General features: G+C 62.8%; 27 protein-coding genes. 13 read left to right on the top strand and 14 right to left on the bottom strand.

What is annotated here, in order from left to right; genetic code table 11:
• Positions 1 to 1473, bottom strand: coding sequence for a glycerol kinase GlpK (glpK, locus tag EGO55_RS12515; protein WP_021690241.1), 1473 nt, complete (start codon positions 1471 to 1473; stop codon positions 1 to 3).
• Between the two features lie 88 nt (positions 1474 to 1561).
• On the opposite strand from glpK, the gene EGO55_RS12510 reads away from it, so the two are divergent.
• The 3 genes from EGO55_RS12510 to nadA all read left to right on the top strand — a co-directional run bounded on the left by EGO55_RS12510 (position 1562) and on the right by nadA (position 4308).
• Positions 1562 to 2434, top strand: a complete 873-nt coding sequence (locus tag EGO55_RS12510; protein ID WP_021690240.1) for an MBL fold metallo-hydrolase — start codon at positions 1562 to 1564, stop codon at positions 2432 to 2434.
• 91 nt (positions 2435 to 2525) lie between these two features.
• A complete protein-coding gene (locus EGO55_RS12505; RefSeq protein WP_021690239.1) occupies positions 2526 to 3242 on the top strand; it encodes a hypothetical protein in 717 nt (238 codons plus the stop codon).
• Between the two features lie 79 nt (positions 3243 to 3321).
• A complete protein-coding gene (gene nadA, locus EGO55_RS12500; protein WP_021690238.1) occupies positions 3322 to 4308 on the top strand; it encodes a quinolinate synthase NadA in 987 nt (328 codons plus the stop codon).
• 44 nt (positions 4309 to 4352) lie between these two features.
• On the opposite strand, the gene EGO55_RS12495 is transcribed toward nadA, so the two are convergent.
• From EGO55_RS12495 to lipB, 5 genes are all read right to left on the bottom strand, one after another.
• The gene (locus EGO55_RS12495; RefSeq protein WP_021690237.1) at positions 4353 to 6044 is read right to left on the bottom strand and encodes an FAD-dependent oxidoreductase; all 1692 of its coding nucleotides are present in this window, start codon (positions 6042 to 6044) and stop codon (positions 4353 to 4355) included.
• Between the two features lie 11 nt (positions 6045 to 6055).
• Positions 6056 to 6823: an anti-sigma factor family protein gene (locus EGO55_RS12490; RefSeq protein WP_021690236.1), complete on the bottom strand. Its 768-nt coding sequence runs from the start codon at positions 6821 to 6823 to the stop codon at positions 6056 to 6058.
• A complete protein-coding gene (locus EGO55_RS12485) occupies positions 6807 to 7340 on the bottom strand; it encodes a sigma-70 family RNA polymerase sigma factor (protein WP_021690235.1) in 534 nt (177 codons plus the stop codon). The genes EGO55_RS12490 and EGO55_RS12485 overlap by 17 nt, the downstream gene beginning before the upstream one ends.
• Before the next feature lie 72 nt (positions 7341 to 7412).
• Positions 7413 to 7778, bottom strand: coding sequence for a hypothetical protein (locus tag EGO55_RS12480; protein ID WP_021690234.1), 366 nt, complete (start codon positions 7776 to 7778; stop codon positions 7413 to 7415).
• On the bottom strand, positions 7775 to 8449 hold the full coding sequence (lipB, locus tag EGO55_RS12475; protein WP_021690233.1) for a lipoyl(octanoyl) transferase LipB: 675 nt from the start codon (positions 8447 to 8449) through the stop codon (positions 7775 to 7777). The genes EGO55_RS12480 and lipB overlap by 4 nt, the downstream gene beginning before the upstream one ends.
• Positions 8450 to 8512: 63 nt before the next feature.
• On the opposite strand from lipB, the gene EGO55_RS12470 reads away from it, so the two are divergent.
• Positions 8513 to 9328, top strand: a complete 816-nt coding sequence (locus EGO55_RS12470) for a hypothetical protein (RefSeq protein ID WP_021690232.1) — start codon at positions 8513 to 8515, stop codon at positions 9326 to 9328.
• 57 nt (positions 9329 to 9385) lie between these two features.
• Here EGO55_RS12470 and EGO55_RS12465 read toward each other — a convergent pair whose 3' ends face one another.
• The 5 genes from EGO55_RS12465 to EGO55_RS12445 all read right to left on the bottom strand — a co-directional run bounded on the left by EGO55_RS12465 (position 9386) and on the right by EGO55_RS12445 (position 12187).
• A complete protein-coding gene (locus EGO55_RS12465; RefSeq protein WP_021690231.1) occupies positions 9386 to 9760 on the bottom strand; it encodes a SpoIIAA family protein in 375 nt (124 codons plus the stop codon).
• Between the two features lie 47 nt (positions 9761 to 9807).
• Positions 9808 to 10443 (bottom strand): class I SAM-dependent methyltransferase, encoded by a 636-nt coding sequence (locus EGO55_RS12460; protein WP_021690230.1) that lies wholly within the window; start codon positions 10441 to 10443, stop codon positions 9808 to 9810.
• Positions 10444 to 10567: 124 nt separating this feature from the next.
• Positions 10568 to 10912 carry an arsenate reductase (glutaredoxin) gene (gene arsC / locus EGO55_RS12455; protein ID WP_021690229.1) on the bottom strand — a complete coding sequence of 115 codons (345 nt, stop codon included), beginning with the start codon at positions 10910 to 10912 and terminating at the stop codon, positions 10568 to 10570.
• Positions 10913 to 10978: 66 nt separating this feature from the next.
• On the bottom strand, positions 10979 to 11533 hold the full coding sequence (locus EGO55_RS12450; protein ID WP_021690228.1) for a (2Fe-2S)-binding protein: 555 nt from the start codon (positions 11531 to 11533) through the stop codon (positions 10979 to 10981).
• Between the two features lie 144 nt (positions 11534 to 11677).
• Complete coding sequence (locus tag EGO55_RS12445; protein ID WP_021690227.1) at positions 11678 to 12187, bottom strand: low molecular weight protein-tyrosine-phosphatase; 510 nt, start codon at positions 12185 to 12187, stop codon at positions 11678 to 11680.
• A 35-nt stretch (positions 12188 to 12222) separates the two neighbouring features.
• On the opposite strand from EGO55_RS12445, the gene EGO55_RS12440 reads away from it, so the two are divergent.
• Entirely contained in the window at positions 12223 to 12921 is a 699-nt protein-coding gene (locus EGO55_RS12440; protein WP_021690226.1) for a Crp/Fnr family transcriptional regulator, read from the top strand.
• Positions 12922 to 12963: 42 nt separating this feature from the next.
• Here EGO55_RS12440 and EGO55_RS12435 read toward each other — a convergent pair whose 3' ends face one another.
• Together EGO55_RS12435 and EGO55_RS12430 are read right to left on the bottom strand one after the other, a co-directional pair.
• Entirely contained in the window at positions 12964 to 13941 is a 978-nt protein-coding gene (locus EGO55_RS12435; protein WP_040715901.1) for an NAD(P)H-dependent flavin oxidoreductase, read from the bottom strand.
• A gap of 126 nt (positions 13942 to 14067) precedes the next feature.
• On the bottom strand, positions 14068 to 14964 hold the full coding sequence (locus tag EGO55_RS12430) for a LysR family transcriptional regulator (RefSeq protein ID WP_021690224.1): 897 nt from the start codon (positions 14962 to 14964) through the stop codon (positions 14068 to 14070).
• A 134-nt stretch (positions 14965 to 15098) separates the two neighbouring features.
• Here EGO55_RS12430 and EGO55_RS12425 point away from each other — a divergent pair, with 134 nt between their 5' ends.
• From EGO55_RS12425 to mmsB, 7 genes are all read left to right on the top strand, one after another.
• Entirely contained in the window at positions 15099 to 16592 is a 1494-nt protein-coding gene (locus tag EGO55_RS12425) for a CoA-acylating methylmalonate-semialdehyde dehydrogenase (protein ID WP_021690223.1), read from the top strand.
• 82 nt (positions 16593 to 16674) lie between these two features.
• Positions 16675 to 17181: a hypothetical protein gene (locus tag EGO55_RS12420; protein ID WP_021690222.1), complete on the top strand. Its 507-nt coding sequence runs from the start codon at positions 16675 to 16677 to the stop codon at positions 17179 to 17181.
• Positions 17182 to 17192: 11 nt separating this feature from the next.
• Positions 17193 to 17486 (top strand): I78 family peptidase inhibitor, encoded by a 294-nt coding sequence (locus EGO55_RS12415; RefSeq protein ID WP_021690221.1) that lies wholly within the window; start codon positions 17193 to 17195, stop codon positions 17484 to 17486.
• A 24-nt stretch (positions 17487 to 17510) separates the two neighbouring features.
• Complete coding sequence (locus tag EGO55_RS12410; protein WP_021690220.1) at positions 17511 to 18656, top strand: acyl-CoA dehydrogenase family protein; 1146 nt, start codon at positions 17511 to 17513, stop codon at positions 18654 to 18656.
• 27 nt (positions 18657 to 18683) lie between these two features.
• Entirely contained in the window at positions 18684 to 19730 is a 1047-nt protein-coding gene (locus tag EGO55_RS12405; RefSeq protein WP_021690219.1) for an enoyl-CoA hydratase/isomerase family protein, read from the top strand.
• Positions 19727 to 20509 carry an enoyl-CoA hydratase-related protein gene (locus tag EGO55_RS12400; protein ID WP_021690218.1) on the top strand — a complete coding sequence of 261 codons (783 nt, stop codon included), beginning with the start codon at positions 19727 to 19729 and terminating at the stop codon, positions 20507 to 20509. Before EGO55_RS12405 ends, EGO55_RS12400 begins: the two co-directional genes overlap by 4 nt.
• Positions 20510 to 20545: 36 nt before the next feature.
• The gene (gene mmsB / locus EGO55_RS12395; protein WP_021690217.1) at positions 20546 to 21415 is read left to right on the top strand and encodes a 3-hydroxyisobutyrate dehydrogenase; all 870 of its coding nucleotides are present in this window, start codon (positions 20546 to 20548) and stop codon (positions 21413 to 21415) included.
• Positions 21416 to 21513: 98 nt separating this feature from the next.
• Here mmsB and EGO55_RS12390 read toward each other — a convergent pair whose 3' ends face one another.
• Positions 21514 to 22620 carry an NADH:flavin oxidoreductase/NADH oxidase gene (locus tag EGO55_RS12390; RefSeq protein ID WP_021690216.1) on the bottom strand — a complete coding sequence of 369 codons (1107 nt, stop codon included), beginning with the start codon at positions 22618 to 22620 and terminating at the stop codon, positions 21514 to 21516.
• Positions 22621 to 23170: 550 nt separating this feature from the next.
• Here EGO55_RS12390 and EGO55_RS12385 point away from each other — a divergent pair.
• A complete protein-coding gene (locus tag EGO55_RS12385) occupies positions 23171 to 23590 on the top strand; it encodes an RcnB family protein (RefSeq protein WP_021690214.1) in 420 nt (139 codons plus the stop codon).
• The last annotated feature ends 101 nt before the right edge of the window (positions 23591 to 23691 follow it).

The following is a 23691-nucleotide window of genomic DNA, read 5'->3' as shown; positions in this document are numbered from 1 at the left end:
TCACACGCCCGCCAGTGCCCGCTGCCACCGGGCAAACCGTTCGGCCCGTGTTTCCGCATCCATTGCCGGCATAAAACTGCGCCGTGCACCGCCCATGGCCGCCGCTGCGGCGGGCAAATCGGCAAACAGCCCGGCTCCCACCGCCGCCAGCATCGCCGCCCCCAGCGCGGTGGTTTCGACAAAATCAGGCCGTTCGACCGGAATATCCAGCATGTCGGCCAGATCCTGCGCCAGCCAGTCATTCGCGCTCATCCCGCCATCGATCCGCAACCGCGACCATGGCGCGCCGTCCGCTGCGAAGGCCGTGGCCAGATCGCTGGTCTGATAAGCCATCGCCTCCAGCGCAGCCCGCGCGATCTGCGCCTTGCCCGTGGCGAAGCTCAGCCCATGGATCGCGCCTCGCGCCTCCGGCCGCCAATGCGGTGCACCCAGACCTGTCAGTGCGGGAACGATCACCACCCCGCCGCTATCGGGCACCGACCGGGCCAGCATTTCGGTTTGCCCCGCGCTGTCCACGATCCCGAGGGAATCGCGCAGCCACTGGACCAGACTGCCCGCCACGAACACAGAGCCTTCCAGGGCATAACGGCGCCGTCCGTCCATCTGATACAGCACCGTGCCCAGCAGCCGGTTTTGCGAACGCGGCGGTGCGGCGCCCGTATTGGAGAGAATGAAAGCCCCGGTGCCATACGTCGCCTTGGTGTCGCCCGGAGACAGGCATGCCTGCCCTATCGTCGCCGCCTGCTGATCGCCCGCCATCCCGGTAATCGGAAGGACGCGCCCCAGCCATTCCGCCGAGGCCAACGCCAGACGTCCGGCATTATCGGTCACTTCGGGCAAGGCAGCTCGCGGCACCCCGAACAGATCGCATAGACCCGCGTCCCAGCCGCTACCTTCGAGCGGCAACAACAGGGTGCGACTGGCATTGCTGGCATCGCTCTGGTGTGCGCCGCCGCTCAGCTTGAAGGTCAACCAGCTTTCCACTGTCCCCAGCGCCAGCCGTCCCGCGGCGGCCGCCGCAGCCACCGCCGGTTCGTTATCAAGCAGCCAGCGCATCTTGGTCGCGGAGAAGTAGGGATCGAGCAGCAGGCCGGTTTTTTCCTGAACCAGCGCCTCCTGCCCAGCTGCCTTCAGCGTTTCGCACTGCTGCGCGGTCCTGCGATCCTGCCAGACCAGCGCCCGAGCCAAAGGCTCACCGCTCTGCCGATCCCAGGCCACCACCGTTTCGCGCTGATTGGTGATACCGATGGCCACGATATCATCCGGATTCCCCGCCTGCGCCACCACATCGCGCGCGCAGGCGATCGTGCGCTCCCATATTTCGCGGGCATCGTGTTCCACATGGCCGGGGGCGGGATAGAACTGCGTCAATTCCCGTTGTGCCTGCGCCACCACGCGGCCATCCAGCGCGAACAGCATCGCCCGGGTCGATGTCGTGCCTTCATCCAGCACCAGAATCAGCTCTTGGCCCATTATCTCTCCCACAGACATCCGTGCCTTGCAGTCCTGACTTAACAGCGCAGTCTCGACTTAACAGCATCGAGCCCCCATATGCCACCGCATGGATGCCCCTACCCGTCCCTGGCCGACCGGAAAGGTCGAAGTTCTCGAACCGCTCGTCCGGCGCGTTCTGGCGCCCAACCCGTCGCCCTTCACCTATACCGGCACGCAAACCTATCTCATCGGCACGGCCGCGGATGTCGTCGTGCTCGATCCCGGCCCCAACGATCCGGCGCATATCGATGCGCTGCTGGCGGCAATCGGGGACGCCCGCGTACGCACGATCACCTGCACGCACACGCACCGGGATCATTCGCCCGCCGCGGCCCCGCTCAAACTGCTGACCGGCGCGGAGATTGTGGGCTGTGCGCCGCTCGTGCTCGACACCTCGGGCCCGCGTGCGGATGCCCCGTTCGATACCACCTATGCCCCTGACCGGGTGATGCAGGATGGCGAAGCGATCGCGGGCGATGGCTATACCCTGCGCGCGGTGGCGACACCGGGGCATACCTCCAACCACCTGTGCTTCGCATTGGAACAAACGGGCGCGCTGTTTACCGGCGATCACGTGATGGGCTGGTCAACCAGCGTCGTATCCCCGCCGGATGGCGACATGGCGGCCTATATGCTTTCGCTCACGCTGCTCTACGATCGGGCCGACCGGGTCTATTATCCCGCCCATGGCCCTGCGGTGGAGAAGCCCCAGCAACTGGTACGCGGCATGGTCGGGCACCGCCGCCAGCGCGAACGCCAGATATTGCGGCAACTGGAACATGGCCCGCAAGCGATCCCGGACATGGTGCCAGCGATGTACAAGGGCACCGATCCCGGCCTCTATCCGGCAGCGGGCATGTCAGTCCTCGCGCATCTTATAGACCTAGAACAAAAAGGAAAAGTTTCCCGACAAGGGGAAACATGGCGCCTCGCAGCCTGATCGGCAGCAGCATCAGGCAATTATACTTGGTTAATACTGAGACCCGTTATATTATTCCTTGGGATATTCTTTATTCCGGGGGGAATAACATATGGCCAGCAATGTCGCCGCTTATCGGCAGGATCAGGCGTTTTTCTTTCGCCTGGCCATCGGGATTTTTGTTCTAGTCGTTTTCGCATTCCTGCAATGGGCCTTGCGCGGCTTCTCGAATGTTGCCGTCGCGCCGCTGACCGTGCACATCCACGGCATTGCCATGCTGGGCTGGCTCGGCCTGTTCATTGTACAGAACTATCTCGCAGGCAGCGGCAATCTGGCCGTGCACCGCAAACTGGGGTGGTGCGGTGCGGCACTGGCGCTGTTCATTTGCGGCATCGGGACGCAGGTCACTGTGCAGGCGATCGCCCTGCACCGGGTGCCGCCGATATTCACCGATCCCTATTTCCTGATGCTCGGCCCGGTCCATCTGGCCTTCTTTATCGCTGTGCTTGCCGCTGCCCTTGTCCGCCGCCGTTCCACCGAATGGCACCGGCGCCTGATGCTGGTCGCCACCGTGGTCCTGATGGAGCCGGCGTTTGGCCGCCTTGTTCCCGGTCCGATCATCATGACCCCATGGGGCCCGTGGATCGAAGGGGCGCTACAGGCGGCGGTATTGGGTATTGCCATGCTGCATGACCGGCGCACGCGCGGGGCGGTGCATCCCGCCTTGTGGTGGGGGGTCGCGGTGATTTTCCTGTGCAAGGTGGTGGTGAATGCACTGGCGGCCAGCACCCCGGTCATTGCCTGGGCAGAAACGCTGGCGGCAGGATAGGAAGAAAATCTTCTTGGGACTGGGCCCTCTGGCTTCTAGGGACGTTGTAACGACATATCCCTGAATGCAGGAAGGGCCCATGACTATCCACACCGCCGACCTGACCGGTATCGATGTACGCGCCGAAATCGAACGGCTGCGCAAGGAACGCAATGCCGTTATCCTCGCGCATTATTATCAGAAACCGGAAATTCAGGATCTCGCCGACTTCGTGGGCGATTCGCTGGAATTGAGCCGCAAGGCCGCCGATACCGATGCCGAAGTCATCGCCTTCTGCGGGGTCAAGTTCATGGCCGAAACGGCCAAGATCCTCAGCCCGCAGAAGATTGTCGTCCTGCCCGATCTGGAGGCAGGCTGCAGCCTCGAAGATTCGTGCCCACCGGAAAAGTTCAAGGCTTTCCGCGAAGCACACCCCGATCATATCGCGCTGACCTATATCAACTGCTCGACCGAGGTGAAGGCGCTCAGCGATATCATCGTCACCTCGTCCAGCGCGGAAACAATTCTCCAGCAGATCCCCCCCGAACAGAAGATTATCTTCGGGCCGGACCGCCATCTGGGCGGGTATCTGTCGCGCAAATTCAATCGCGAAATGCTGCTCTGGCCGGGCGTATGCATCGTGCACGAAGCCTTCAGCGAGACCGAACTGCTGAAGCTCAAGCAACAATATCCGGGCGCACCCATCGCCGCCCATCCCGAATGCCCGCCGACGATTGTCGATCACGCCGACTATGTCGGTTCGACCAGCGGCATTTTGAACTATGCCAAGACCATGGAAGGCGACACGCTGATTGTCGCGACAGAACCGCACATCATCCACCAGATGGAAAAGGCGCTGCCGCACAAGACATTCATCGGCGCCCCCGGTGCGGACGGCAACTGCAACTGCAATATCTGCCCCTATATGGCGCTTAACACGCTGGAAAAGCTCTACCTCGCGCTGCGCGATCTCCAGCCACGCATCGAAATCGAGGAAACGCTGCGGCTCGATGCCAAGCGTTCGCTCGACCGGATGCTGGAAATGGCGGCTGGCACCGTGGGCAAGGGCGATCTCGGCAATCGCTGATCGCTGATCATGCGGCGCCCCCTCGCTTAACGGGGCCCGCAGCTTCAGGCCCCGGCGTAGCCCGGGGCCTTTTTCTCCGTTGCCATAGGGGTGCTGCCGACAGGTGCACGAGCAGGGGCGTTCGCCCGCGCCTCTGCCGACAGCATACCGTGCAGATGATCCGCCAATCGCAACGTGAGGGCCACGATGGTCAAGGTCGGATTGGCCCACCCGCTTGTGGGGAAGACCGAACTGCCGGCAATATAAAGGTTGGCGTAATTGTGGACACGGCAATTGGCGTCGACCACGCCCTGTGCGGGATCATCGCTCATCCGGGTACCACCCATGTGGTGATAGCCCGCAATCGGATGATTACCCACCGTGGGGTCGACAGGCCATGCCGTGCCCGGCTGATCAAGCCACTCGCAAGGCTCGACTTCGCCAATTCCCAGACGCCGAAATTCGGCATCCAGCGTGCGGGCCATGGCGCGCACGGTATCCTTGTCCTGCTCGCTCAACAGCCAGTCGAGTTGCACCCGCGGCACGCCGAAAGCATCGCGCTCGGCTGACAACATCACGCGGCTGTCGGGATTGGGGGCCTGTTCCCCCCGCACCATGACATAAAGATCGGTCATCCCGGCGCGCACGCGCAGTTTTTCGACCGTTTCGCGAATGCCGCGATGGAACCACGCCCGCATGCGGCGATAGGTCCGATTGAGAAAGCGCCCTTTCGCGTCGGGCGAAAGCGTATGTTTGATCTGGTGATAGAGCCTGTTGCCCACCGCGACGCCTTTTCCCGGGTCGCGCTGGAGCTTGAAAGTCACACTGCAATTCAACGCCTTGTGTTCTGCCTGCTGGGCATCACTCATCCGCAGCGCGGGGGCAAGCGGCGGCCCCGAACGCTGGAAACGCTTCTGGAAGGCCGCCCACAGTTTCACCGGGTTCTGTGTCTTCACTTTGCCCAGTCGACCATAGGGATGCTCCATGAAGTAGCGCCCCACCTGATCGTGCGCATTGCCAATGCCCGCCGGTTCCACATCGTTCGAAACTAGCAGCATCCGCGCATTTTCGATTGCCCCGCAGGCAAGCACATATTGCTTTGCCCGAACCTTGCATGTCAGCCCCCGCAGCGTTGCCACCCGAAGGCAATCGATGCGATCGGCTTTCTTCCCCGCCTGAAGCCCCACGACATTGGCGTGCAGCAGCACATCGAGATCGGGATGCATCAGCAGGTCACGGTTCATCCCCGCCGTGAACCTTTCGGTCATCTCGTCGAACCGCCAGAACGATGTTGCGATCTTCTCGTCCGCGAAACCCGGCCCGGACCGCCCCAGTTCATCCCAGCCGTCTTCTGCGTAATGCATGGGCCCGAGATCGAAGGCAGCATTGGCCCGCTGGTAATAGGGCAGCATGTCCTGATACCGGACAGGCCAGCCGCTATGCTTCACCCAGTCGCGCCGTTCGAAATCGATCGGGTTCATCATGGCGCAGCGGCCACCCCAGATCGACACGGTCCCGCCAAAGAAACGCAGCCGCGCCTGATCGAGATCGTAATAGGGCAGCCCCACGTTCTCGCCGCGATAGAGATCCTGCGTTTCCTGCTCGAAATCGAGCCCGCCGCTTTCCAGCAGGGTAACCGTATATCCCTGTTCCAGAAGCTGCCGCGCCAGCGTCAGTCCCGCCGCACCTGCCCCGACGATGCAAACGTCGGATATGCGAAGATCGCCCGGACAACCGGCATGGAGATCAATCAACATCGCAAAGCGCCCTATTCGATCGTATTGTCGGCAAAATCTGCGGCAAGCCGGTGCAACTGCTGCGGGGCGACCTCACCGGCCAGCACGTAACCCATTCCGCTGGACCGCCAGTAGGCTACACTCGCCCCATCCATTTCGATCGTTTCGGGTATGCTCGGTCCGTCCGCAGTGGTCGGCACGGCGAAAAAGGTCAGCGGTTTACCGTCCCCCGTGTCGAACGAGATTTCCAGCCCCGGCCCGTCATCCGAAGGGACCAGGCGATTATCCAGCACACGCCACCCGGCGGATGGTTCGGGGAAGACGATCTTTGTCGCCTGCGCAATCGCGACATGATCCAGCTTCACATCCTTGGTTTCGCTGGGCATGGCCACGCGCAGCCGGGCAACCTTGTGCGTATCGACGGCCTCGCTCACGAATGCCGGAACCGCCGCAGTGGCGGGCGGCGCCATGATTTCCATGATCTCATCCTGCGCGAGGAACAGGCATAGCCCTGCCAGCGATGCGACAGCGACTTTCGGAATCGCGGCCAGCAAACGCGCCCGGGCGAATTTTCGGTCGAGCTGGCGCGCGGATTCCAGCACGTCCGAGCGGGCCGGGCGACTGCCCACCGCGGCCAACCGCAGGGTATCGCGCACGCGGATATCGGCCATAACCGCCGCCGCCGCATCGGGGTGTTGCGCCAGATATCCGGCAACCTCCACCTTGCGGGCCATGTCGAGTTCGTCATCGACATAGGCGCAGAGATCGGCCTCGGTGATCGGATCAGTCAGATCTGCCATCTTGTCCTCTCACAAGCTTCAGATTGGGGCGCTGTTCGCCGCCGCCGAGCCGCAAATGGGCACGCGCGCGGCTGAGGCGCGACATCACGGTTCCCACGGGGATTTCGAGCACGGAGGCCGCCGCCTGATAGGACAGCCCCTCCACCACCACGAGATGCAGGACTTCGCGCTGTTCCGGCGGCAGGCCATCGAAGGCATGGGCGAGACGATCGAGTTCGACCGCATGTTCCTGGTTTGGCAGCGCATGGGCTGCCGCCGTCATCGACAGGCTGTCCACGCCTGCGCGTTCCACTTGCGCGCGGCGCCAGCCGTTGACGAAACAATTGTGCATGATGGCAAAAAGCCAATGCTGGATATTGCCCGTATGCCGGAACGTGCCGTGCCGTTCATAGGCGCGCAGCAATGCTTCATGGACGAGATCGTCGGCGCGCTCGTCCCCCACCAGCGAACGGGCATAACGCCGCATCGCCGGGAGTTGCTCTACAGAGCGCGCCTTGAACCAATTCCACTTGCTCATCACAGGGAATACGGTTCAGTCGCGGACTTATTCCGCAGGGTCGGAAAAAATTTTTACCCCATGGGCAGAGACTTAGTTCTCCGTTGCGGATTTTACCACGGCGCCCACCGGATCGGCCGCGCTGTCTGGCGCAGGGGTGGGCGCGGACGCGGGTGCGGTATCGGCCGACTCTTCGCCCGATTCCGGCTTTTTGCCCGCACTTGCCTTGTCGCCCGGTTTCGCGGGGGCTTCCGGCTCTGCCAGCGGAGCTTGCGAACGCAACGTGTCCAGCGGGATCATGCCATCGCTGATCGTGCCTTCCAGCACTTCACCCGAGGCGGTGCGGCCATCGCCCTTCAAGGCTTCGTCCTGCCCGCAGGCAGACAGCAGCAGAACCCCGGCCAGCACCGGGAAGCCTGCAAGAATCGGACGGCCTGCGAGGATCGGGCGGGATATCATGGGCGGTTCACTCCACACGGTGTTTCCAACGCGGCGAGGAAATCGCCAGCACGCGCCACCAATGCCCGATCCCACTCCTCCGGCGCAACAGTGATCCCGAGTTTTTCGAGGCTGGTCACACCATATTCCGCAATGCCGCAGGGCACGATGCCCGAAAAGTGCGACAGATCGGGCGCCAGATTGACAGAAAACCCGTGCATCGTGACCCAACGGCGCACGCGGACACCGATGGCCCCGATCTTGGCTTCCGATCCATCGATATCACGCGTCCAGATGCCCACGCGATCGGGAACGCTCCAGCTTTCGACACCGAAATCGGCCAGCGTCGCAATAACCCAGCCTTCCAGTGCATGGACGAACTTGCGCACATCGCGCGAACGCCGCGCCAGATCGAGCAGGACATAGCCGACACGCTGGCCCGGTCCGTGATAGGTGTAACGGCCGCCGCGCCCGGTATCGACCACATCGAAGCGCGGGTCGAGCAGTTCCCCGGCAACCGCACTGGTCCCGGCGGTGTAGACCGGCGGATGTTCCAGCAGCCAGATCAGTTCGCCAGCCGCTTCTTCGGCAATCGCCGCGTTGCGCGTGGTCATCACGTCCAGTGCCGCGCGATAGGGCACGGGCGCATTTTCCAGCCGCCATTCGATCTGTTCGTTCGCATCTGCCGTCATAGCAATTGCGTGGCCCTATCGGCTTCGCTTATCAAGAGCCCGAATGCGACTGGAGACAATGAAATGAAATTCGACATGAACCGGGCTTGGCGAGAGGCCGCCGAAATGGTGACCGCCAACCGCGAAGTCCTGCTCATCGTCGCGGGCCTGTTCTTTTTCCTGCCCGGCATGGCCTTTGCCCTGTTCGTACCCACACCGGCCCCGGCCCCCAACCTGCCGCCCGAAGCGGCGATGCAACTGGTCGTGAAGTTCTATACCGACAATGCCGCGTGGTTTATCGTGATGGCGATCATCCAGACCATCGGCATCCTGACCTTGCTGGCGCTGTTGCGCGATCATGCCAAGCCGACTGTCGGCGAGGCGCTGCGGCGCGGGCTGTCGGGCCTGCTGCCCTATCTTGCCTCGCAGATCCTTGTGGCTTTTGCCGTCGCGATCGTGCTGAGCCTGGTGATCGCCATTGTCAGCACCACAGGCATTGCGGCGCTGATGGGGATATTCCTTCTTATCGGGCTGGTTGCGATGATCTACGTCATGATCAAGATTTCGCTGGTTCCCGCGGTCATCGCGATCGAACGGCAGAGCAACCCGATCGCCGTGCTCAAACGCTCATGGGAACTGACCAAGGGCAACAGCGGGCGCCTTGCCCTGTTCTTCAGCCTGCTCATGCTGGTATTCGGGATTATCGCGCTGGTGATCGGCGGGATTCTCGGCATTCTTGTGGCACTGCTGGGAGAGGGAACCTCCGGACAGATTGGCCAGGCGGTAATTTCCGGCCTCATCGGGACAGTCGCCACGGCGTTTTTCGTGGCGATCCTGGCTTCCATCCACCGGCAACTGGCCGGGCCTTCGTCCGAGACGATCACCCAGACGTTCGAATAACGCGCGCCTCAACAGTCCTTGGCGAATAGCGCGGGCCGGGCCTGATCGGAAAACTGGTCAGGATGCCGCGCCCGTCACCCATGCGAACGCGCTGTCCCGCTCCTCCGGGAGGAACACGCGGTAACTGATATGGGGGAGCACGGCACTTTCGAACCGCGTGGCCCCGCGGATCCATGCCTGATCGGCCACCACGGCAACCCTGCCAAACTGCCCGAGTTTGCCGAACAGCGGCATGGCCCGCGCGATATAAGGCCCCAGGCCCGATATCTCGATGCCATCGATGGTTTCGGTTTCGACGAAGACATGCACCACGCTGTGCATGGCCATCGCCGTTTCAAGCCGATCCATGATCGTCGACAGATCGGCCCCGGCAATCTTGTGGGATATTTTCAGTGCCAGCACGTCGTCTGCACTGTCGATCATTTCAAGCATAGCGCATCTCCGGAACTGTCCGGCCAGAGCCTGCGCGGCAAAGATGCCTAGTCTTCGGCATCCTTCCAGCCCCAGAACAACTGGCACGGCAGAATATTGAACAGCTCGAACCCGTTATCGATCCGCGAAAAATGCTTGGCCATGAAATCGCGGGCCTTGGCGGAAAACTGGTAGACCAGAAACGCCCCGCCCGGGCGCAGCACGCGGTGCGTGGCCGCGGCAATTGCGGGGCCGACCCCATCGGGCAAGGTCGAAAATGGCAGGCCTGACAGCACATAGTCCGCGTGATCGTGACCATGCGCCCGCACGATCTCTTCCACATCGGCAGCAGAACCGTTGACCGCGGAAAACCGGCTGTCGCCGATCGTGCGCTGGAGATATTCTATATAGAGCGGATTGGTATCGATAACGATCAATTGCGCATCGCGCCGCATCCGTTCCAGCACGGGGCGGCAGAAGGTGCCTACACCCGGGCCGTATTCCACGAACAGCTTGCATTCGTCCCAGTTCACCGGGGCGAGCATCTTGTTGATCGTGAAACGGGAAGACGGGATGATCGATCCGACCATCACGGGATGCTTGATGAATCCTTCAAAAAACACCCCCCAGGGCCCCAGGGCGCGATGGAAGGTATCTTTCCACCGCGTGCGGCGGCGTTCCTGCGAAAGCTCGGAACCGGTCATGCGTGTCGCAACCTCTCTTGCGGCGGCCCCTGCAGACCGGGACCCTGAACACTGCCCCGCGTTGGCAAATTCGCGGTGTCATTGCAACCCGGCCTGCGACGGACAGAACCGAGCCAACAAAAAATCAAAGAATTTCCTGAACCTTATCGGTCGGGCGCCCCAAACGCACGCCTTTTTCCGTTTCGACCAGTGGCCGTTCGATCAGCCGGGGATCAGCGACCATCGCCGCGATAACCGTGGCATCGTCCGCTTCGGTCAGGCCGCGTTCTTTCGCGTCCGTACCCGAAAGGCGCAAACCATCCCGCGCGGCCATGCCCGCATCGCGATAAAGCTGCGCGAGCTTTTCCGCCGTGGGAGGATTTTTGAGGTACTGCACCACTGTCACGTCCACACCCGGCTGCTCTTCCAGCAAAGCCAGCGCCTGGCGCGACTTGCTGCAATTGGGGTTGTGCCAGATGGTCGCTTTCATCGGTGATCCTCTTACCACTTGTCAGGCAGCACTAGCGCCCTCGACACGCCACGCCAAGCCCGCCTGTCAGTTGTCCGCATCCGAACGCGGCGGCGCCATCGCCGGAACCGCATGGGCCGCATCGCTGGCGCTGATCCCCGGCGCGGGGGCGGAACTGATTGTTTCTTCCCGCCGGATGACCCGCCCGGCACGCTGGATTGCCTTCATCAGGCGCGGATAGACCCCGCACCGACACAGATTGGGGATGGCGGCCTTGATATCCTCTTCGCCGGGCGCGGCATTGCGTTGCAGCAGCGCGGCCGCGCTCATCACGATGCCAGGCGTACAGAAACCGCACTGGATGGCCTGTTCCGCCACCAGCGCCTGCTGGACCGGATGCGACCGGTCGCGCGAAAGCCCCTCGATCGTGGTGATGAAGCGCCCTTCCGCTTCGGCGATGGAAATCAGGCAGGACCGCAGGGCCTGCCCATCGACCAGCACCATGCAGGCGCCGCAATCCCCCGCGCCGCAGCCATATTTGGTCCCTGTCAGATTGGCCGCGTCCCGCAAGGCCCACAGCAGAGGCGTTTCGGGCGCCATCGCGAATTGCACGGGGCGCCCGTTAACTGTCATGCGCGGCATAGCTGTACCCCCTGTTATCCCGTCGCCCTGTCGATTACCTTGGGCTCTCTATCCCGTTGGCCCAATGCTGACGTGCCATGATCAGCCAAGCCCATGCAAGCCCCGCGACGGTTGACAACTGCGGGGCAGGCGCGCTTCGCGAAATCACACTATCATGCGCGCGGCGAGGGCTTCTGCGGCCTGCATGACATCGCGCCATGTCACTTCGAATCCCGCATCATCGCCAAAATAGGGATCGGCAACCGACTGCCCCTCGCGGCCGGGCACGACATCCAGCAACAACGCCACACTGGCAGAGGCATCGCGCGGTTCGCGGGCGCGGATATCCTCGAGATTGGCATGGTCGAGCGCGAAAATATGCGTGAACCGCGCAAAATCCTCCACCGCCAGTTGCCGCGCGCGATAGTATGCGATGTCGATCCCGTGCCGCGCCGCCGTGGCGATTGCGCGCTGATCGGGGCCTTTTCCGACGTGCCAGTCGCCAGTGCCAGCCGAATCCACGCGAACGTCCAGCCCGGCATCCTGCGCGACCTTGCGAAATGCGGCTTCGGCCAGTGGCGAACGACAAATATTGCCAAGACAGACGAACAGGACGGACGGGACAGTGATCATCGACATGTCCCATCCATAGTCGGCCCCTTTGTTTAATTCCATTGCTGCATCAATACTCTGCTGGTAACCGCCTGATTATGGGCTTTTGTGATAATTGTGTCGTGCGCAACCGGGCGATTTGTGCCGCGCTAGACTCAACAGAAATTCAGGCACTTAATGCCATCGGTCGGCGGCGCAAGCTGGAGCCGGGGCAATCGCTCCTGTGGGAAGGGGAAGATTCGGTCCTCGTCGCCAATGTGATCGAAGGGGTGCTGAAACTGTCCACCGGCACATCGGACGGGCGCGAACAGATCGTCGGCGTTGTCTATCCTTCGGATTTCATCGGCCGCCCCTTCGGCAAACAGACGGCTCACAGCGTGACCGCGCTGACCGATGCCACGGTCTGTGTCTTTTCCCGCACCGATTTCGACAGCTTCGCACGCGAACACCCCGCGCTGGAACACAAGCTGTTGCAGCGCACGCTCTCGGAACTCGATCGCACCCGGCAATGGATGCTGGTGCTGGGCCGCAAAAGCGCGAGCGAACGGATCGCCGCCTTCCTGCTCGACATGTCGGAACGGTTGGTGGAACCGGGCTGCGTCACCTTGCCTGATGAGCCGCACCAGACATTCGACCTGCCTTTTTCACGCCAGCAGGTGGCCGATGTCCTTGGCCTGACCATCGAAACGGTCAGCCGCCAGTTCACCAAGTTGAAGACAGAAGGCGTGATCGATCTGCCATCGCGGCGCAGTGTGACCATCCTCAATCGCGAAGAACTGGAAGACCGCGCGGGCTAGTTCTGGTTCGTAAGGCGGGGCCGCACGCGGCCTCGGCGATACTTAGTCCAGCATCCCGGCCAGACGCCCGTGGATGATCCCTTCGGCTTCGGCGACAATCCGGTGCACCAGTTCGGCGCATGTGGGCACGTCGTGGATCAGGCCCTGCACCTGCCCCGCCCAGACGATCCCGTCTTCGACCCGGCCGCTTTCCAGCGTTTCGCGCCCGCGCACGCCCGATACCAGCGGCTGAATATCGGTGAATACCGATTCCGGCCGCGCCAGAATTTCCACCACCTCGTCCGAAATCGCGTTCTTTGCCACGCGCGCGGTGTTGCGGAACTTGCGGAAGATGATGTTGGTTGCCCGTTCATCGTTCGCCACAATGAACTGCTTGATATTGTCGTGGATCGGCGCCTCCTGCGTGGCGCAGAAGCGCGTGCCCATGTTGATCCCTTCGGCGCCCAGCGCCAGCGCGGCGGCCAGACCGCGCCCGTCACCGAACCCGCCGCTGGCCAGCATCGGGATCTTCACCTTGTCCGCCGCTGCCGGAATCAGGATCAGGCCGGGGATATCGTCCTCGCCCGGGTGGCCCGCGCATTCATAGCCATCGATCGAAATCGCATCGACGCCCATCCGCTCTGCCGACAAGGCATGACGCACGGCCGTGCATTTGTGGATCACCTTGATCCCGTGCGCTTTCAGTTCGTCGACATGTTCCTGCGGCTTGTAGCCCGCCGTTTCGACGATCTTGACCCCGGAATCGATAATCGCCTTGCGATATTCGGCATAAGGCGGCGGATTGGTGGACGGCAGCAGGGTGAGGTTTACCGCAAAGGGTTTGTCCGTCATCGTGCGCATGCGGTCCACTTCGGCACGCAGGGCATCGGGCGACGGCTGCGTCAGCGCCGTCAGGATACCCAGTCCGCCTGCATTCGAAACCGCCGAGGCCAGTTCGGCCCGGCCGACCCACATCATCCCACCCTGAACAACCGGATGTTCGATGCCCAGCAGTTCCGTAATGCGTGTCTTGATGGCCATCTGCGGATCTCCCTTGCCGACGCTGAACTTCTGCGGCGCGAATGCCGGTCGGCTGTCCACGCTTCCTTGCCTGTAACGCCGCCTGAATTCAACCGAACGCTTTCGTTCAATTTAAAACGCGTGATTTTACAGGCCCGGCAGCAACTGCCCCCGATGACGCGCCACCGCTTCGACGAGCCATTTTGTGCCTGCACGCACGCGGGCGAGATTGTGCGTGTCCTTGTGCGTCACGATCCAGAAGCTGCGGGTTATCCGTTTTTCGGGCAGGACCGTGCACAGGTCCGGGTTGGGATCGCCCATAAAACAGGGCAGCACGCCGATCCCGCCGCCTTGCGCCAACAGGCGCTGCTGCGCACTGATGCTGGATGACCGGATCGTGGCGGCCAGGCCCGGATGGATTTCATCGAGATAGCGCAGTTCGGGGGCATAGAGCAGATCGGGAATATACCCGATGAGGCGATGCCCCTTTGCCAGATCCTGCGGTTGTTCGGGCGTGCCGTTCTCCGCCAGATAGGCCGGGCTGGCGTAGAGCCGCAGGGCGTAATCCGACAGTTTGCGGGCGATCACGGGTCCCGCCTTGGGCCGCGACAGGACCACGGCAATATCTGCCTCGCGCTTCGACGGGCTGAGAAACCCGCTGTTGGCCACGAGATCGAGCGTCAGTTCGGGATGGGCCGCGGCAAATCCCGCGAGATAGCTGGTGAGGAACCAGGTGCCGAACCCTTCGGATACGCTGATCCGCAAGGTGCCGCTCAACCCGCCGGTACTATTCCCGTCGCCCACTTCGGATGCCGCCAGCGCCATGGCCTCAACGGCGGTCAGCAGGCGTTCCCCGGCTTCGGTCAACACCTGCCCCTCGCGGGTCTGTTCGAACAGGGTCGTGCCCAGTCGCGCCTCCAGCCGCCGCAGGCGCCGCCCGACCGTGGTGGCATCCATGCGCAGCGCGCTGGCCGCCCGCGCCAGTTGCCCTGCACGGGCTATGGCAAGAAACGCCTGATAGTCGCTCCAGTCGATCCCCAGCATCGTCCGCATCCACCTGCATATTTGCAGGTCTTGATCGCAGAATTTGGTGTTGCCTGCAACTAAAGAGCGTTTAACGTCCGCGCCAGAATAATAGAGACTCACCCCCTGCGACAGGTTCGCCCAGAGAGGTTCCCATGCGTCAGATCGACCATTTCATCGTCGGTGGTGCCGGCAGTTCGGCCCGTACTCACGACATTTTCAATCCCAATGAAGGCACAGTGCAGGCGCAAGTTGCGCTGGGTGATGCCGCGCAGCTCGACAAGGCCGTCCAGGCCGCGCTGGCCGCACAGCCCGCATGGGCCGCGACCAACCCGCAGCGCCGCGCCCGGGTGATGTTCAAGTTCAAGGAACTGGTCGAAGCCAATATGGACGCGTTGGCGCACATGCTCTCGTCCGAACACGGCAAGGTGATCGCCGATTCCAAGGGCGATATCCAGCGCGGTCTCGAAGTGATCGAATTCGCCTGCGGCATCCCCCATGTTCTCAAAGGTGAATATACGCAGGGCGCGGGCACCGGCATCGACGTCTATTCCATGCGCCAGCCGATCGGCATCGGTGCAGGCATCACCCCGTTCAACTTCCCGGCGATGATCCCGATGTGGATGTTCGGCGTGGCGATCGCCTGTGGCAACGCCTTCATTCTCAAGCCGTCGGAACGCGATCCTTCGGTGCCGATGCGCCTCGCGGAACTCATGCTTGAAGCGGGCGCGCCCGAAGGCATCCTGCAGGTCGTCCATGGTGACAAGGAAATGGTCGACGCGATCCTCGATCACCCGGCCATCGCCGGCGTCAGCTTCGTCGGTTCGTCCGACATTGCCCATTACGTGTACAATCGCGGCGTGGCTGCGGGCAAGCGCGTGCAGGCCATGGGCGGGGCGAAGAACCACGGTATCGTGATGCCTGACGCCGATCTCGACCAGGTGGTCAACGATCTGGCAGGCGCGGCCTTCGGTTCGGCCGGCGAACGCTGCATGGCACTGCCGGTGGTGGTGCCGGTGGGTGAAGACACCGCCGAACGCCTCAGAGCCAAGCTGATCCCGGCGATCGAAGCGCTCAATGTCGGCATTTCGACCGATCCGGCAGCTCATTATGGCCCGGTCGTGACGCAGGAACACAAGAACAAGGTCGAAGGCTGGATCGCAAAATGCGCCGAAGAAGGCGGCGAACTCGTGATCGACGGGCGCGGCTTCTCCCTCCAGGGTTATGAAAAGGGCTTCTTCGTCGGCCCGACGCTGATCGACCATGTCACCCCGGACATGGACAGCTACCACAACGAAATCTTCGGTCCGGTGCTGCAGATCGTGCGTGCGCCCGATTTCGAAACCGCGCTCGAACTGCCGAGCAAGCACCAGTACGGCAACGGCGTGGCGATCTTCACCCGCAACGGCCACGCAGCGCGCGAATTCGCCGCCCGCGTCAATGTCGGCATGGTCGGCATCAACGTGCCGATCCCGGTGCCGGTGGCCTATCACACTTTCGGCGGATGGAAGCGTTCCGCCTTTGGCGACACCAATCAGCACGGCATGGAAGGCGTGAAGTTCTGGACCAAGATCAAGACGATCACCCAGCGCTGGCCCGACGGTTCGCCGGACGGCGGCAACGCCTTCGTCATCCCGACCATGGGCTGAGATTGAGAACAGGTTCGTGCGCAACGGGATAACGCCGCTTCGGCATGCGTTGTCCCGTTGGACAGAAAGAGGAGATCTATCCATGCGCAAGACCATGATCCCTGCGGCCGTCGCCCTTCTGGCGCTGGCCGCATGCAACGATTCAGGGAATACCGCCGCGTCGTCCTCCGCCGCTAACACTACGGATACCCCGGTTCCGGCCGATCCCGGCGCCCCGTCAAACGGGTCCGCCGCGACACCGCCCAGCGCGACACCAGCCACCTCCCCGACCGACAGTTCCATCCCCGCCGCCCTGCAAGGCCGCTGGGGGCTGGTTCCGGCAGACTGCACCAGCACGCGCGGCGATGCCAAGGGCCTGCTCCGCATCGACGGCACCTCGCTGGAATTCTATGAATCGGTCGGCAAGCTGACGTCGGCCACCAAGCGATCCGACACCAGCCTGCGCGGCACCTTCGCCTTCACCGGCGAAGGCATGAACTGGAACCGCGAGGTCGAACTGCTCGCCACTGACAATGGCAAGACCCTGACCCGCAGCGAGTATGGCGCGGATGCGTTGCCTGGCCCGCTGAAGTATAGCAAGTGCGCCTGAAGGAGGGCCCCATGACCAAGACCTTTATTATCGCACTACCCGCGTTGCTTCTGGCTGGCTGCGCAGCCTCCGAACCGCCCGCAACCCATGCCACCCCGCCCGGCACGTGCAACGCCGAACCGGCGCAGTCGCTGGTCGGATCGACCGCGAGCGAGGCCGTGGGCGCCGAATTGCTGAAACTGACAGGCGCCAACCAGCTCCGCTGGGGCCCGCCCCGTACGCCGATGACGATGGATTACCGGCATGACCGGCTGACTGTCGCCTATGATGACAACCTGAAAATCGAACGCATTACCTGCGGTTGATAGAACAGAGCGAAACGCCATCCCATGACCGCCCAATTCGATCTCACCGATGACCAGTCCGCCATTCAGGACATGGCCCGGCGTTTCACCGCCGATGCCATCACGCCCCATGCGGCGGAATGGGACGAACATCACACCTTCCCTCGCGACACGATCCGCGCTGCCGCCGAACTCGGCTTCGGGGCGATCTATGTCAGCGAGGAATCGGGCGGGATCGGCCTGGGGCGGCTGGAAGCGGCGCTGATCATGGAAGCGATGGCCTATGGCTGTCCTTCCACCAGCGCGTTCATTTCGATCCACAATATGGCCGCGTGGATGATCGACCGCTTCGGTTCGGACACGCTGAAGGCGAAGTATCTGCCCGGCCTGATCACCATGGAATCGATGGGCAGCTATTGCCTGACCGAACCGTCTGCCGGTTCCGATGCCGCGGCGCTCAAAACGCGCGCCGTGCGTGATGGCGATCACTACATCGTCAACGGTTCCAAGCAGTTCATTTCGGGCGGTGGCGAGAATGACCTCTACGTCACCATGGTCCGTACGGGCGAAGACGGGGCGAAAGGCATCTCCTGTCTGGTGATCGGCAAGGACATGCCCGGCGTCAGCTTCGGCGCGCAGGAACGCAAGCTGGGCTGGCATTCGCAGCCTACCGCACAGCTTATCCTCGAAGACGCACGCATCCCGGTTGAAAACCTCGTCGGCGGCGAAGGCGAAGGCTTCAAGATCGCCATGACCGGGATTGACGGCGGGCGGCTGAACATCGGGGCCTGTTCGCTGGGTGGCGCGCAGCGCGCGCTCGACGAAGCGGTGGCCTATACCAAGGATCGCAAGCAGTTCGGCAAGGCCATCGCCGAATTCCAGAACACCCAGTTCAAGCTGGCCGAAATGGCCACGGAACTGGAAGCCGCGCGTGCGCTGCTCTATCTCGCGGCGACCAAGGTCACTGCGAATGCCCCCGACAAGACCCGCTTTGCCGCGATGGCCAAGATGTTCGCCACCGAAACCGGATCGCGCGTGGTGGATCGGGCGCTGCAACTGCACGGCGGCTATGGCTATCTCATGGACTACCCAATCGAACGCCTGTGGCGCGATCTGCGCGTCCATTCCATCCTTGAAGGCACCAACGAAGTCATGCGGCTGATTGTCGGCCGCGACCTTCTGCGCGACTGAAACCGATCCAGAGGCAAAGACCCACGCATGACTGACGAAGTTCACATTCACGTCCATGGCCCGGTCGGGCACATTTCGCTCAACCGCCCCAAGGCAATCCATTCGCTAACCCTGCCGATGTGCGAAGCGATGACGCAGGCGCTTCTTGCCTGGCGCGATGACGATGCGATCCAGGCGGTGATCGTCGACCATGCCGAAGGACGCGGATTCTGCGCGGGAGGCGATGTCACCCTGCTGCGGCGTTCGGCACTGGAAGATGGCGGCGCATCGGCGGCGCATTTCTTCGATGTCGAATACAAGCTCAACACCCTGATGTTCACCTATCCCAAACCGATTGTCGCCTTCATGGACGGCATCACCATGGGCGGCGGCGTCGGCATTTCCCAACCCGCGCGCTATCGCGTGGCCACGGAAAATACGCGCTTCGCCATGCCGGAAACTGGCATCGGGCTGATCTGCGATGTCGGCGGCGGCTGGTATCTGTCCCGCCTGCCCGGGCAAACCGGCAAGTTCCTCGGCCTTACCGGCGCGCGGCTCGATGGCGCGGAATGCCGCGCGGTCGGGCTCGCCTCACACTATCTGCCTGCCGAAACGCTGGCAGAGGCCAAGGCGCGGATCATTGCCGATCCTGCCGCGATCGCGCAGATTCTTGCCGATCTTTCCATCGAACCGCCCGCCGCGCGCATTCTCGCCAACCGCGATGCCATCGATACGCTGTTCGCCCCGGCCACATATGAAGCCATTCTGGCCGCCTTGCAGGCCGATGGCGGCGACTGGGCGGCCAAGGAACTGGCCACGCTTGCCACCAAGAGCCCCTATGCCTGCAAGCTGGTGCTGCGGCAGCTGGAACTGGGCGGCGCGGCGCAAACGTTTGCTGACAATATGGCCATCGAATATCGCGCCTCGGGCCGCGCGGTTCTCTTGCCCGATTTCGCCGAAGGCGTGCGCGCCCTGCTGGTCGACAAGACCAACGACCCGCAGTGGCAACCCGCCACACCCGAAGATGTCAGCACCGCGATGGTCGATGCCGTCTTCGCCCCGTTGCCCGCAAATCAAGAGTGGAAACCCCTATGAGCTACGAAACGATTCTGGTTGAGACACGCGGCGCGGTAACCCTGATCACGCTGAACCGCCCCAAGGCGCTCAATGCCCTGAACACGCAGGTTCTGGCGGACCTGACACAAGCCTTCGCCGCTTTCGAGGCAGACCCGGCGCAACGCTGCGCGGTGCTGACCGGTTCGGGGGAAAAGGCCTTTGCCGCAGGCGCCGACATCAAGGAAATGGCTGACAAACCGGCAGCCGATTTCTTTCTGGAGGATTTCTTCGCGGGCTGGACGTCCGACCTGGTCAAGAAAGTGCGCAAACCCTGGATTGCGGCGGTCAACGGCTTTGCGCTGGGTGGCGGATGCGAACTGGCGATGATGGCCGATTTCATCATTGCCGCGGACACCGCCAAATTTGGCCAGCCCGAAATCAAGCTGGGCGTAGCCCCCGGCATGGGCGGTTCGCAGCGCCTGACCCGCGCCGTCGGCAAGTCCAAGGCCATGGAAATGTGCCTGACCGGACGGATGATGGATGCCGCCGAAGCCGAACGTTCGGGGCTGGTCACCCGCGTGGTGCCGCTGGCCGATCTGCTGGAAGACGCGCTCAAAACCGCGGAAACCATTGCTTCGATGCCGACCATGGCCGCGATGATCAACAAGGAAATGATCAACGCCGCCTATGAAACCACGCTGGATCAGGGCCTGTTGCACGAACGCCGCCTGTTCCAGATCCTGACCGCCACGGAAGACAAGGTCGAAGGGATGAACGCCTTCGTCGACAAACGCGCTGCACAATGGAAGGGCCGCTGAGCCACCGCTGCCGCACCTGAATTGGGAGAATACCTGATGAAAATCGCCGTTATCGGTCTCGGCAACATGGGTGGCGGGATGGCCGCCAATCTGGCGAAAGCCGGCCATGATGTGAATGCCTTCGACCTCAGCCCCGATGCGCTGGCCCGCGCGAAGGACAATGGCTGCACCCCGTTCCAATCGGTGCGCGATGCCGTGGCCGGTGTCGATGCCGTGGTGTCGATGCTGCCCAACGGCGCCATTGTCGAGAGCGTCTATACCACCGACGTGCTGGGCCATGCGCCCACAGCGGCGTTGCTGCTCGATTGTTCGACGATCGACGTCGCCACGGCCCGCAAGGTGGAAGATGCGGCATCGGCGGCGGGTTACGCCATGGTCGATGCGCCCGTTTCGGGCGGGATCGCGGCCGCCAATGGTGGCACGCTGACCTTCATGGTCGGCGGCGGCGGCGATGCCTTCGCCCGCGCCGAACCGATCCTGTCGGCCATGGGCAAGGCGGTGATCCATGCGGGCGATGCCGGTGCCGGGCAGGCTGCCAAAATCTGCAACAACATGATTCTGGGTGCGACCATGGTCGCCACCTGCGAAGCCTTCAAACTGGCGGAACGCTTGGGCCTCGACCTGCAGACCTTCTACGACATTTCGTCCAAGGCCTCGGGCCAATCGTGGTCAATGACCAGCTATTGCCCGGTACCCGGTGTCGGCCCGCAGAGCCCGGCCGACAACGATTATCAGGGCGGTTTTGCCACCGCGCTGATGCTGAAAGACCTGAAGCTGGCCATGGAAGCGGCTCAGACGGCGGGCAGCGATACCCCGATGGGTCTGCGCGCGCGCGAACTGTACGAAGCCTTCGACGCCGCGGGCAATGGCGGGCTGGACTTCTCGGCCATCATCCGAACGCTCTGACCGCAGGGCAAGCCCGCAAGGGCTGAATCAGGGGGCCATCCGCAAGGATCGGCCCCCTTTGTTTTGCGGTCCGGGGTCCATACGACGGCCCGTTCCGATCACTCCGCCGTGAACAGTTTCTGGAACTGGCGCGGCTGCGCCCGCAGGAGCTGGTCCGCCACCTTGATGCTGGCACCGAGATGCGCGGCGGCGTGCCATGGCCAGCGTGGATCGTAGAGGATCGTGCGGGCAAGGCCGACCACATCGGCATCGCCGGTCCCGACAATCGCTTCCGCGTGATCGAAATCGGTGATCAGCCCGACAGTGAACACCGGCATGGTCACCGCCTGCCTGACCACCCGGCCCAGCGGCACCTGATACCCCGGCCCGATCGGTAGCCGCTGGTGTTCATGCAGGCCAGCGCTCGACACATCGATCGCCGCGCATCCGCGCGCCTCGAGCGCCTGCGCATAGGCCGCGGTCTGCTGCACGTCCCAGCCGCCCTCCATCCAGTCGGTCCCCGATACGCGCACCATGACAGGCACTTGCCCGGATACCGCATCCTGCACCGCGTCGAACACCTCCAGCGGGAAACGCATGCGGTTTTCGAGGCTCCCACCATAGGCATCCTCGCGATGGTTGGAGAGCGGAGAGAGGAATTCGTGCAGGAGATAGCCATGCGCCGAATGGAGCTGGACCATATCGAACCCCAGCCGCACCGCGCGCCGGGCCGCTTCGGCAAAGGCATCGCGAATGCGCGCCATCCCTTCGGCATCGAGCGCGGCGGGCGGGTTGTCGGCCGCGGCAAAGGGGATCGCGCTGGGCGCCACCGTTTGCCATCCCAGCGGATCGGATGGCGGCAGCTGCGCCCCGCCATCCCAGGGCTTCGCACAGGAGGCCTTGCGCCCGGCATGGGCCAGTTGGATCGCGATCGGCATGTCGGAATATTTGCGCACGCCTTCCAGCACGCGGGCCATGGCCGCTTCGGTCGCATCGTCCCACAAGCCGACATCGCCGTAAGTAATGCGCCCTTCGGGAACCACCGCACTCGCTTCGACCACCAGCATCCCGGCGCCCGACAGCGCGAGATTGCCGAGATGGATCAGGTGCCAGTCGGTCATTTTCCCATCATCGGCGGTATACTGGCACATCGGCGCGATGACGATACGGTTGCGCAGTTCCAGCGCGCCCAGCCGGATGGGTTCGAACAGCCGGGGTGCACTCATCATTGTCTCCGAATTGGAAGAAAGGTCGAAACCGTGTCTGCACGCAGACCACGGGGCCTGTCCACCATGGGGAAGCAAGAAAAAGCCCGGGCCTGCAACTCCTGAAGAGCTGCGGGTCCGGGCGAGTATTAAAGGACACGCGCCAACGGGGAGAGGTCGGGCGCGGTCCTGCCAGCCCACGCACCGCAGGTTGCGCATGAGCAAGAGCGAGAACGGGATATGCAGGCGGGGCTACCGATCCGCCCGCATATCCCGTTCTGCGACTCTATTGGCACTAATGATAATTATTCGCAATAGCTAATTTAGATTTGCATCGCTGCCCCGGAATCCGCGCATGCGCCCTGCCCTATATACGCGTGCTGATTATACGTGCCCCTTTCCCCGCCCCACACGCGGCATGCCCGCAATTGTCGCAGCGCGGTCAGCGGTCCGGCACAGTCCGTTACATTTTATGACCAATTGCCCCCTGCCCGGCATAGTCCTGCGACAAGCCCGGGGTAGTTTCTCCTCATGCCCCGGTTGGGGGCCACAGATTTCGAAGGAGACCACCATGAAGAAGTTGATCGCAGCAGCCATCGCCCTGTCGATGATCGGCACGTCCGCCATGGCAGCGCCGTATCAGGGCAACGCCAACGGCAACCGCGGCCACGTGGAACAGTCCTACAAGCAGCATTCGGCCAAGCCCGGTTCCTACAAGCAGAACAGCTATAAGGGGAACGGCTACAAGCAGAGCGACTATCGGCAGAACAACGGCAAGTATCAGACCCGGAACCACTATAACCAGTGGAAGAAAGGTGACCGTTTCGACCGCAACCGGGCCACGAACTACCGCGTGATCAATTCGCCCCGCGACTATCGCCTCTACAATGCCCCTCGCGGTTACCAGTGGGTCCGGTCGGGTAACGATGCAGTACTGATCGGCATCACCAGCGGTATCGTGTCGGCCATCATGGCCAATGTGATCCGCTAACCCGCAGGGTCCGCAACACACCCCCGGTCCGCAAGGGCCGGGGGTATTCGTTTGCATACGCGACGGTTGCGCAGGCATCAGTTGTACAGGGTCATGGCGGA

The sequence above is a fragment of the Caenibius tardaugens NBRC 16725 genome, from assembly GCF_003860345.1.
GTDB classification, from domain to species: domain Bacteria; phylum Pseudomonadota; class Alphaproteobacteria; order Sphingomonadales; family Sphingomonadaceae; genus Caenibius; species Caenibius tardaugens.
The sequence above is the reverse complement of the archived record's forward strand: the minus strand, read 5'-3'. Positions and strand labels throughout refer to the sequence as shown.

Coding starts and splice junctions, on each gene's coding strand:
- glpK (WP_021690241.1), bottom strand. CDS start 1,473: ATGGGCCAAGAGCTGATTCTGGTGCTGGATGAAGGCACGACATCGACC.
- EGO55_RS12510 (WP_021690240.1), top strand. CDS start 1,562: ATGGATGCCCCTACCCGTCCCTGGCCGACCGGAAAGGTCGAAGTTCTC.
- EGO55_RS12505 (WP_021690239.1), top strand. CDS start 2,526: ATGGCCAGCAATGTCGCCGCTTATCGGCAGGATCAGGCGTTTTTCTTT.
- nadA (WP_021690238.1), top strand. CDS start 3,322: ATGACTATCCACACCGCCGACCTGACCGGTATCGATGTACGCGCCGAA.
- EGO55_RS12495 (WP_021690237.1), bottom strand. CDS start 6,044: ATGTTGATTGATCTCCATGCCGGTTGTCCGGGCGATCTTCGCATATCC.
- EGO55_RS12490 (WP_021690236.1), bottom strand. CDS start 6,823: ATGGCAGATCTGACTGATCCGATCACCGAGGCCGATCTCTGCGCCTAT.
- EGO55_RS12485 (WP_021690235.1), bottom strand. CDS start 7,340: ATGAGCAAGTGGAATTGGTTCAAGGCGCGCTCTGTAGAGCAACTCCCG.
- EGO55_RS12480 (WP_021690234.1), bottom strand. CDS start 7,778: ATGATATCCCGCCCGATCCTCGCAGGCCGTCCGATTCTTGCAGGCTTC.
- lipB (WP_021690233.1), bottom strand. CDS start 8,449: ATGACGGCAGATGCGAACGAACAGATCGAATGGCGGCTGGAAAATGCG.
- EGO55_RS12470 (WP_021690232.1), top strand. CDS start 8,513: ATGAAATTCGACATGAACCGGGCTTGGCGAGAGGCCGCCGAAATGGTG.
- EGO55_RS12465 (WP_021690231.1), bottom strand. CDS start 9,760: ATGCTTGAAATGATCGACAGTGCAGACGACGTGCTGGCACTGAAAATA.
- EGO55_RS12460 (WP_021690230.1), bottom strand. CDS start 10,443: ATGACCGGTTCCGAGCTTTCGCAGGAACGCCGCCGCACGCGGTGGAAA.
- arsC (WP_021690229.1), bottom strand. CDS start 10,912: ATGAAAGCGACCATCTGGCACAACCCCAATTGCAGCAAGTCGCGCCAG.
- EGO55_RS12450 (WP_021690228.1), bottom strand. CDS start 11,533: ATGCCGCGCATGACAGTTAACGGGCGCCCCGTGCAATTCGCGATGGCG.
- EGO55_RS12445 (WP_021690227.1), bottom strand. CDS start 12,187: ATGGAATTAAACAAAGGGGCCGACTATGGATGGGACATGTCGATGATC.
- EGO55_RS12440 (WP_021690226.1), top strand. CDS start 12,223: ATGGGCTTTTGTGATAATTGTGTCGTGCGCAACCGGGCGATTTGTGCC.
- EGO55_RS12435 (WP_040715901.1), bottom strand. CDS start 13,941: ATGGCCATCAAGACACGCATTACGGAACTGCTGGGCATCGAACATCCG.
- EGO55_RS12430 (WP_021690224.1), bottom strand. CDS start 14,964: ATGCTGGGGATCGACTGGAGCGACTATCAGGCGTTTCTTGCCATAGCC.
- EGO55_RS12425 (WP_021690223.1), top strand. CDS start 15,099: ATGCGTCAGATCGACCATTTCATCGTCGGTGGTGCCGGCAGTTCGGCC.
- EGO55_RS12420 (WP_021690222.1), top strand. CDS start 16,675: ATGCGCAAGACCATGATCCCTGCGGCCGTCGCCCTTCTGGCGCTGGCC.
- EGO55_RS12415 (WP_021690221.1), top strand. CDS start 17,193: ATGACCAAGACCTTTATTATCGCACTACCCGCGTTGCTTCTGGCTGGC.
- EGO55_RS12410 (WP_021690220.1), top strand. CDS start 17,511: ATGACCGCCCAATTCGATCTCACCGATGACCAGTCCGCCATTCAGGAC.
- EGO55_RS12405 (WP_021690219.1), top strand. CDS start 18,684: ATGACTGACGAAGTTCACATTCACGTCCATGGCCCGGTCGGGCACATT.
- EGO55_RS12400 (WP_021690218.1), top strand. CDS start 19,727: ATGAGCTACGAAACGATTCTGGTTGAGACACGCGGCGCGGTAACCCTG.
- mmsB (WP_021690217.1), top strand. CDS start 20,546: ATGAAAATCGCCGTTATCGGTCTCGGCAACATGGGTGGCGGGATGGCC.
- EGO55_RS12390 (WP_021690216.1), bottom strand. CDS start 22,620: ATGAGTGCACCCCGGCTGTTCGAACCCATCCGGCTGGGCGCGCTGGAA.
- EGO55_RS12385 (WP_021690214.1), top strand. CDS start 23,171: ATGAAGAAGTTGATCGCAGCAGCCATCGCCCTGTCGATGATCGGCACG.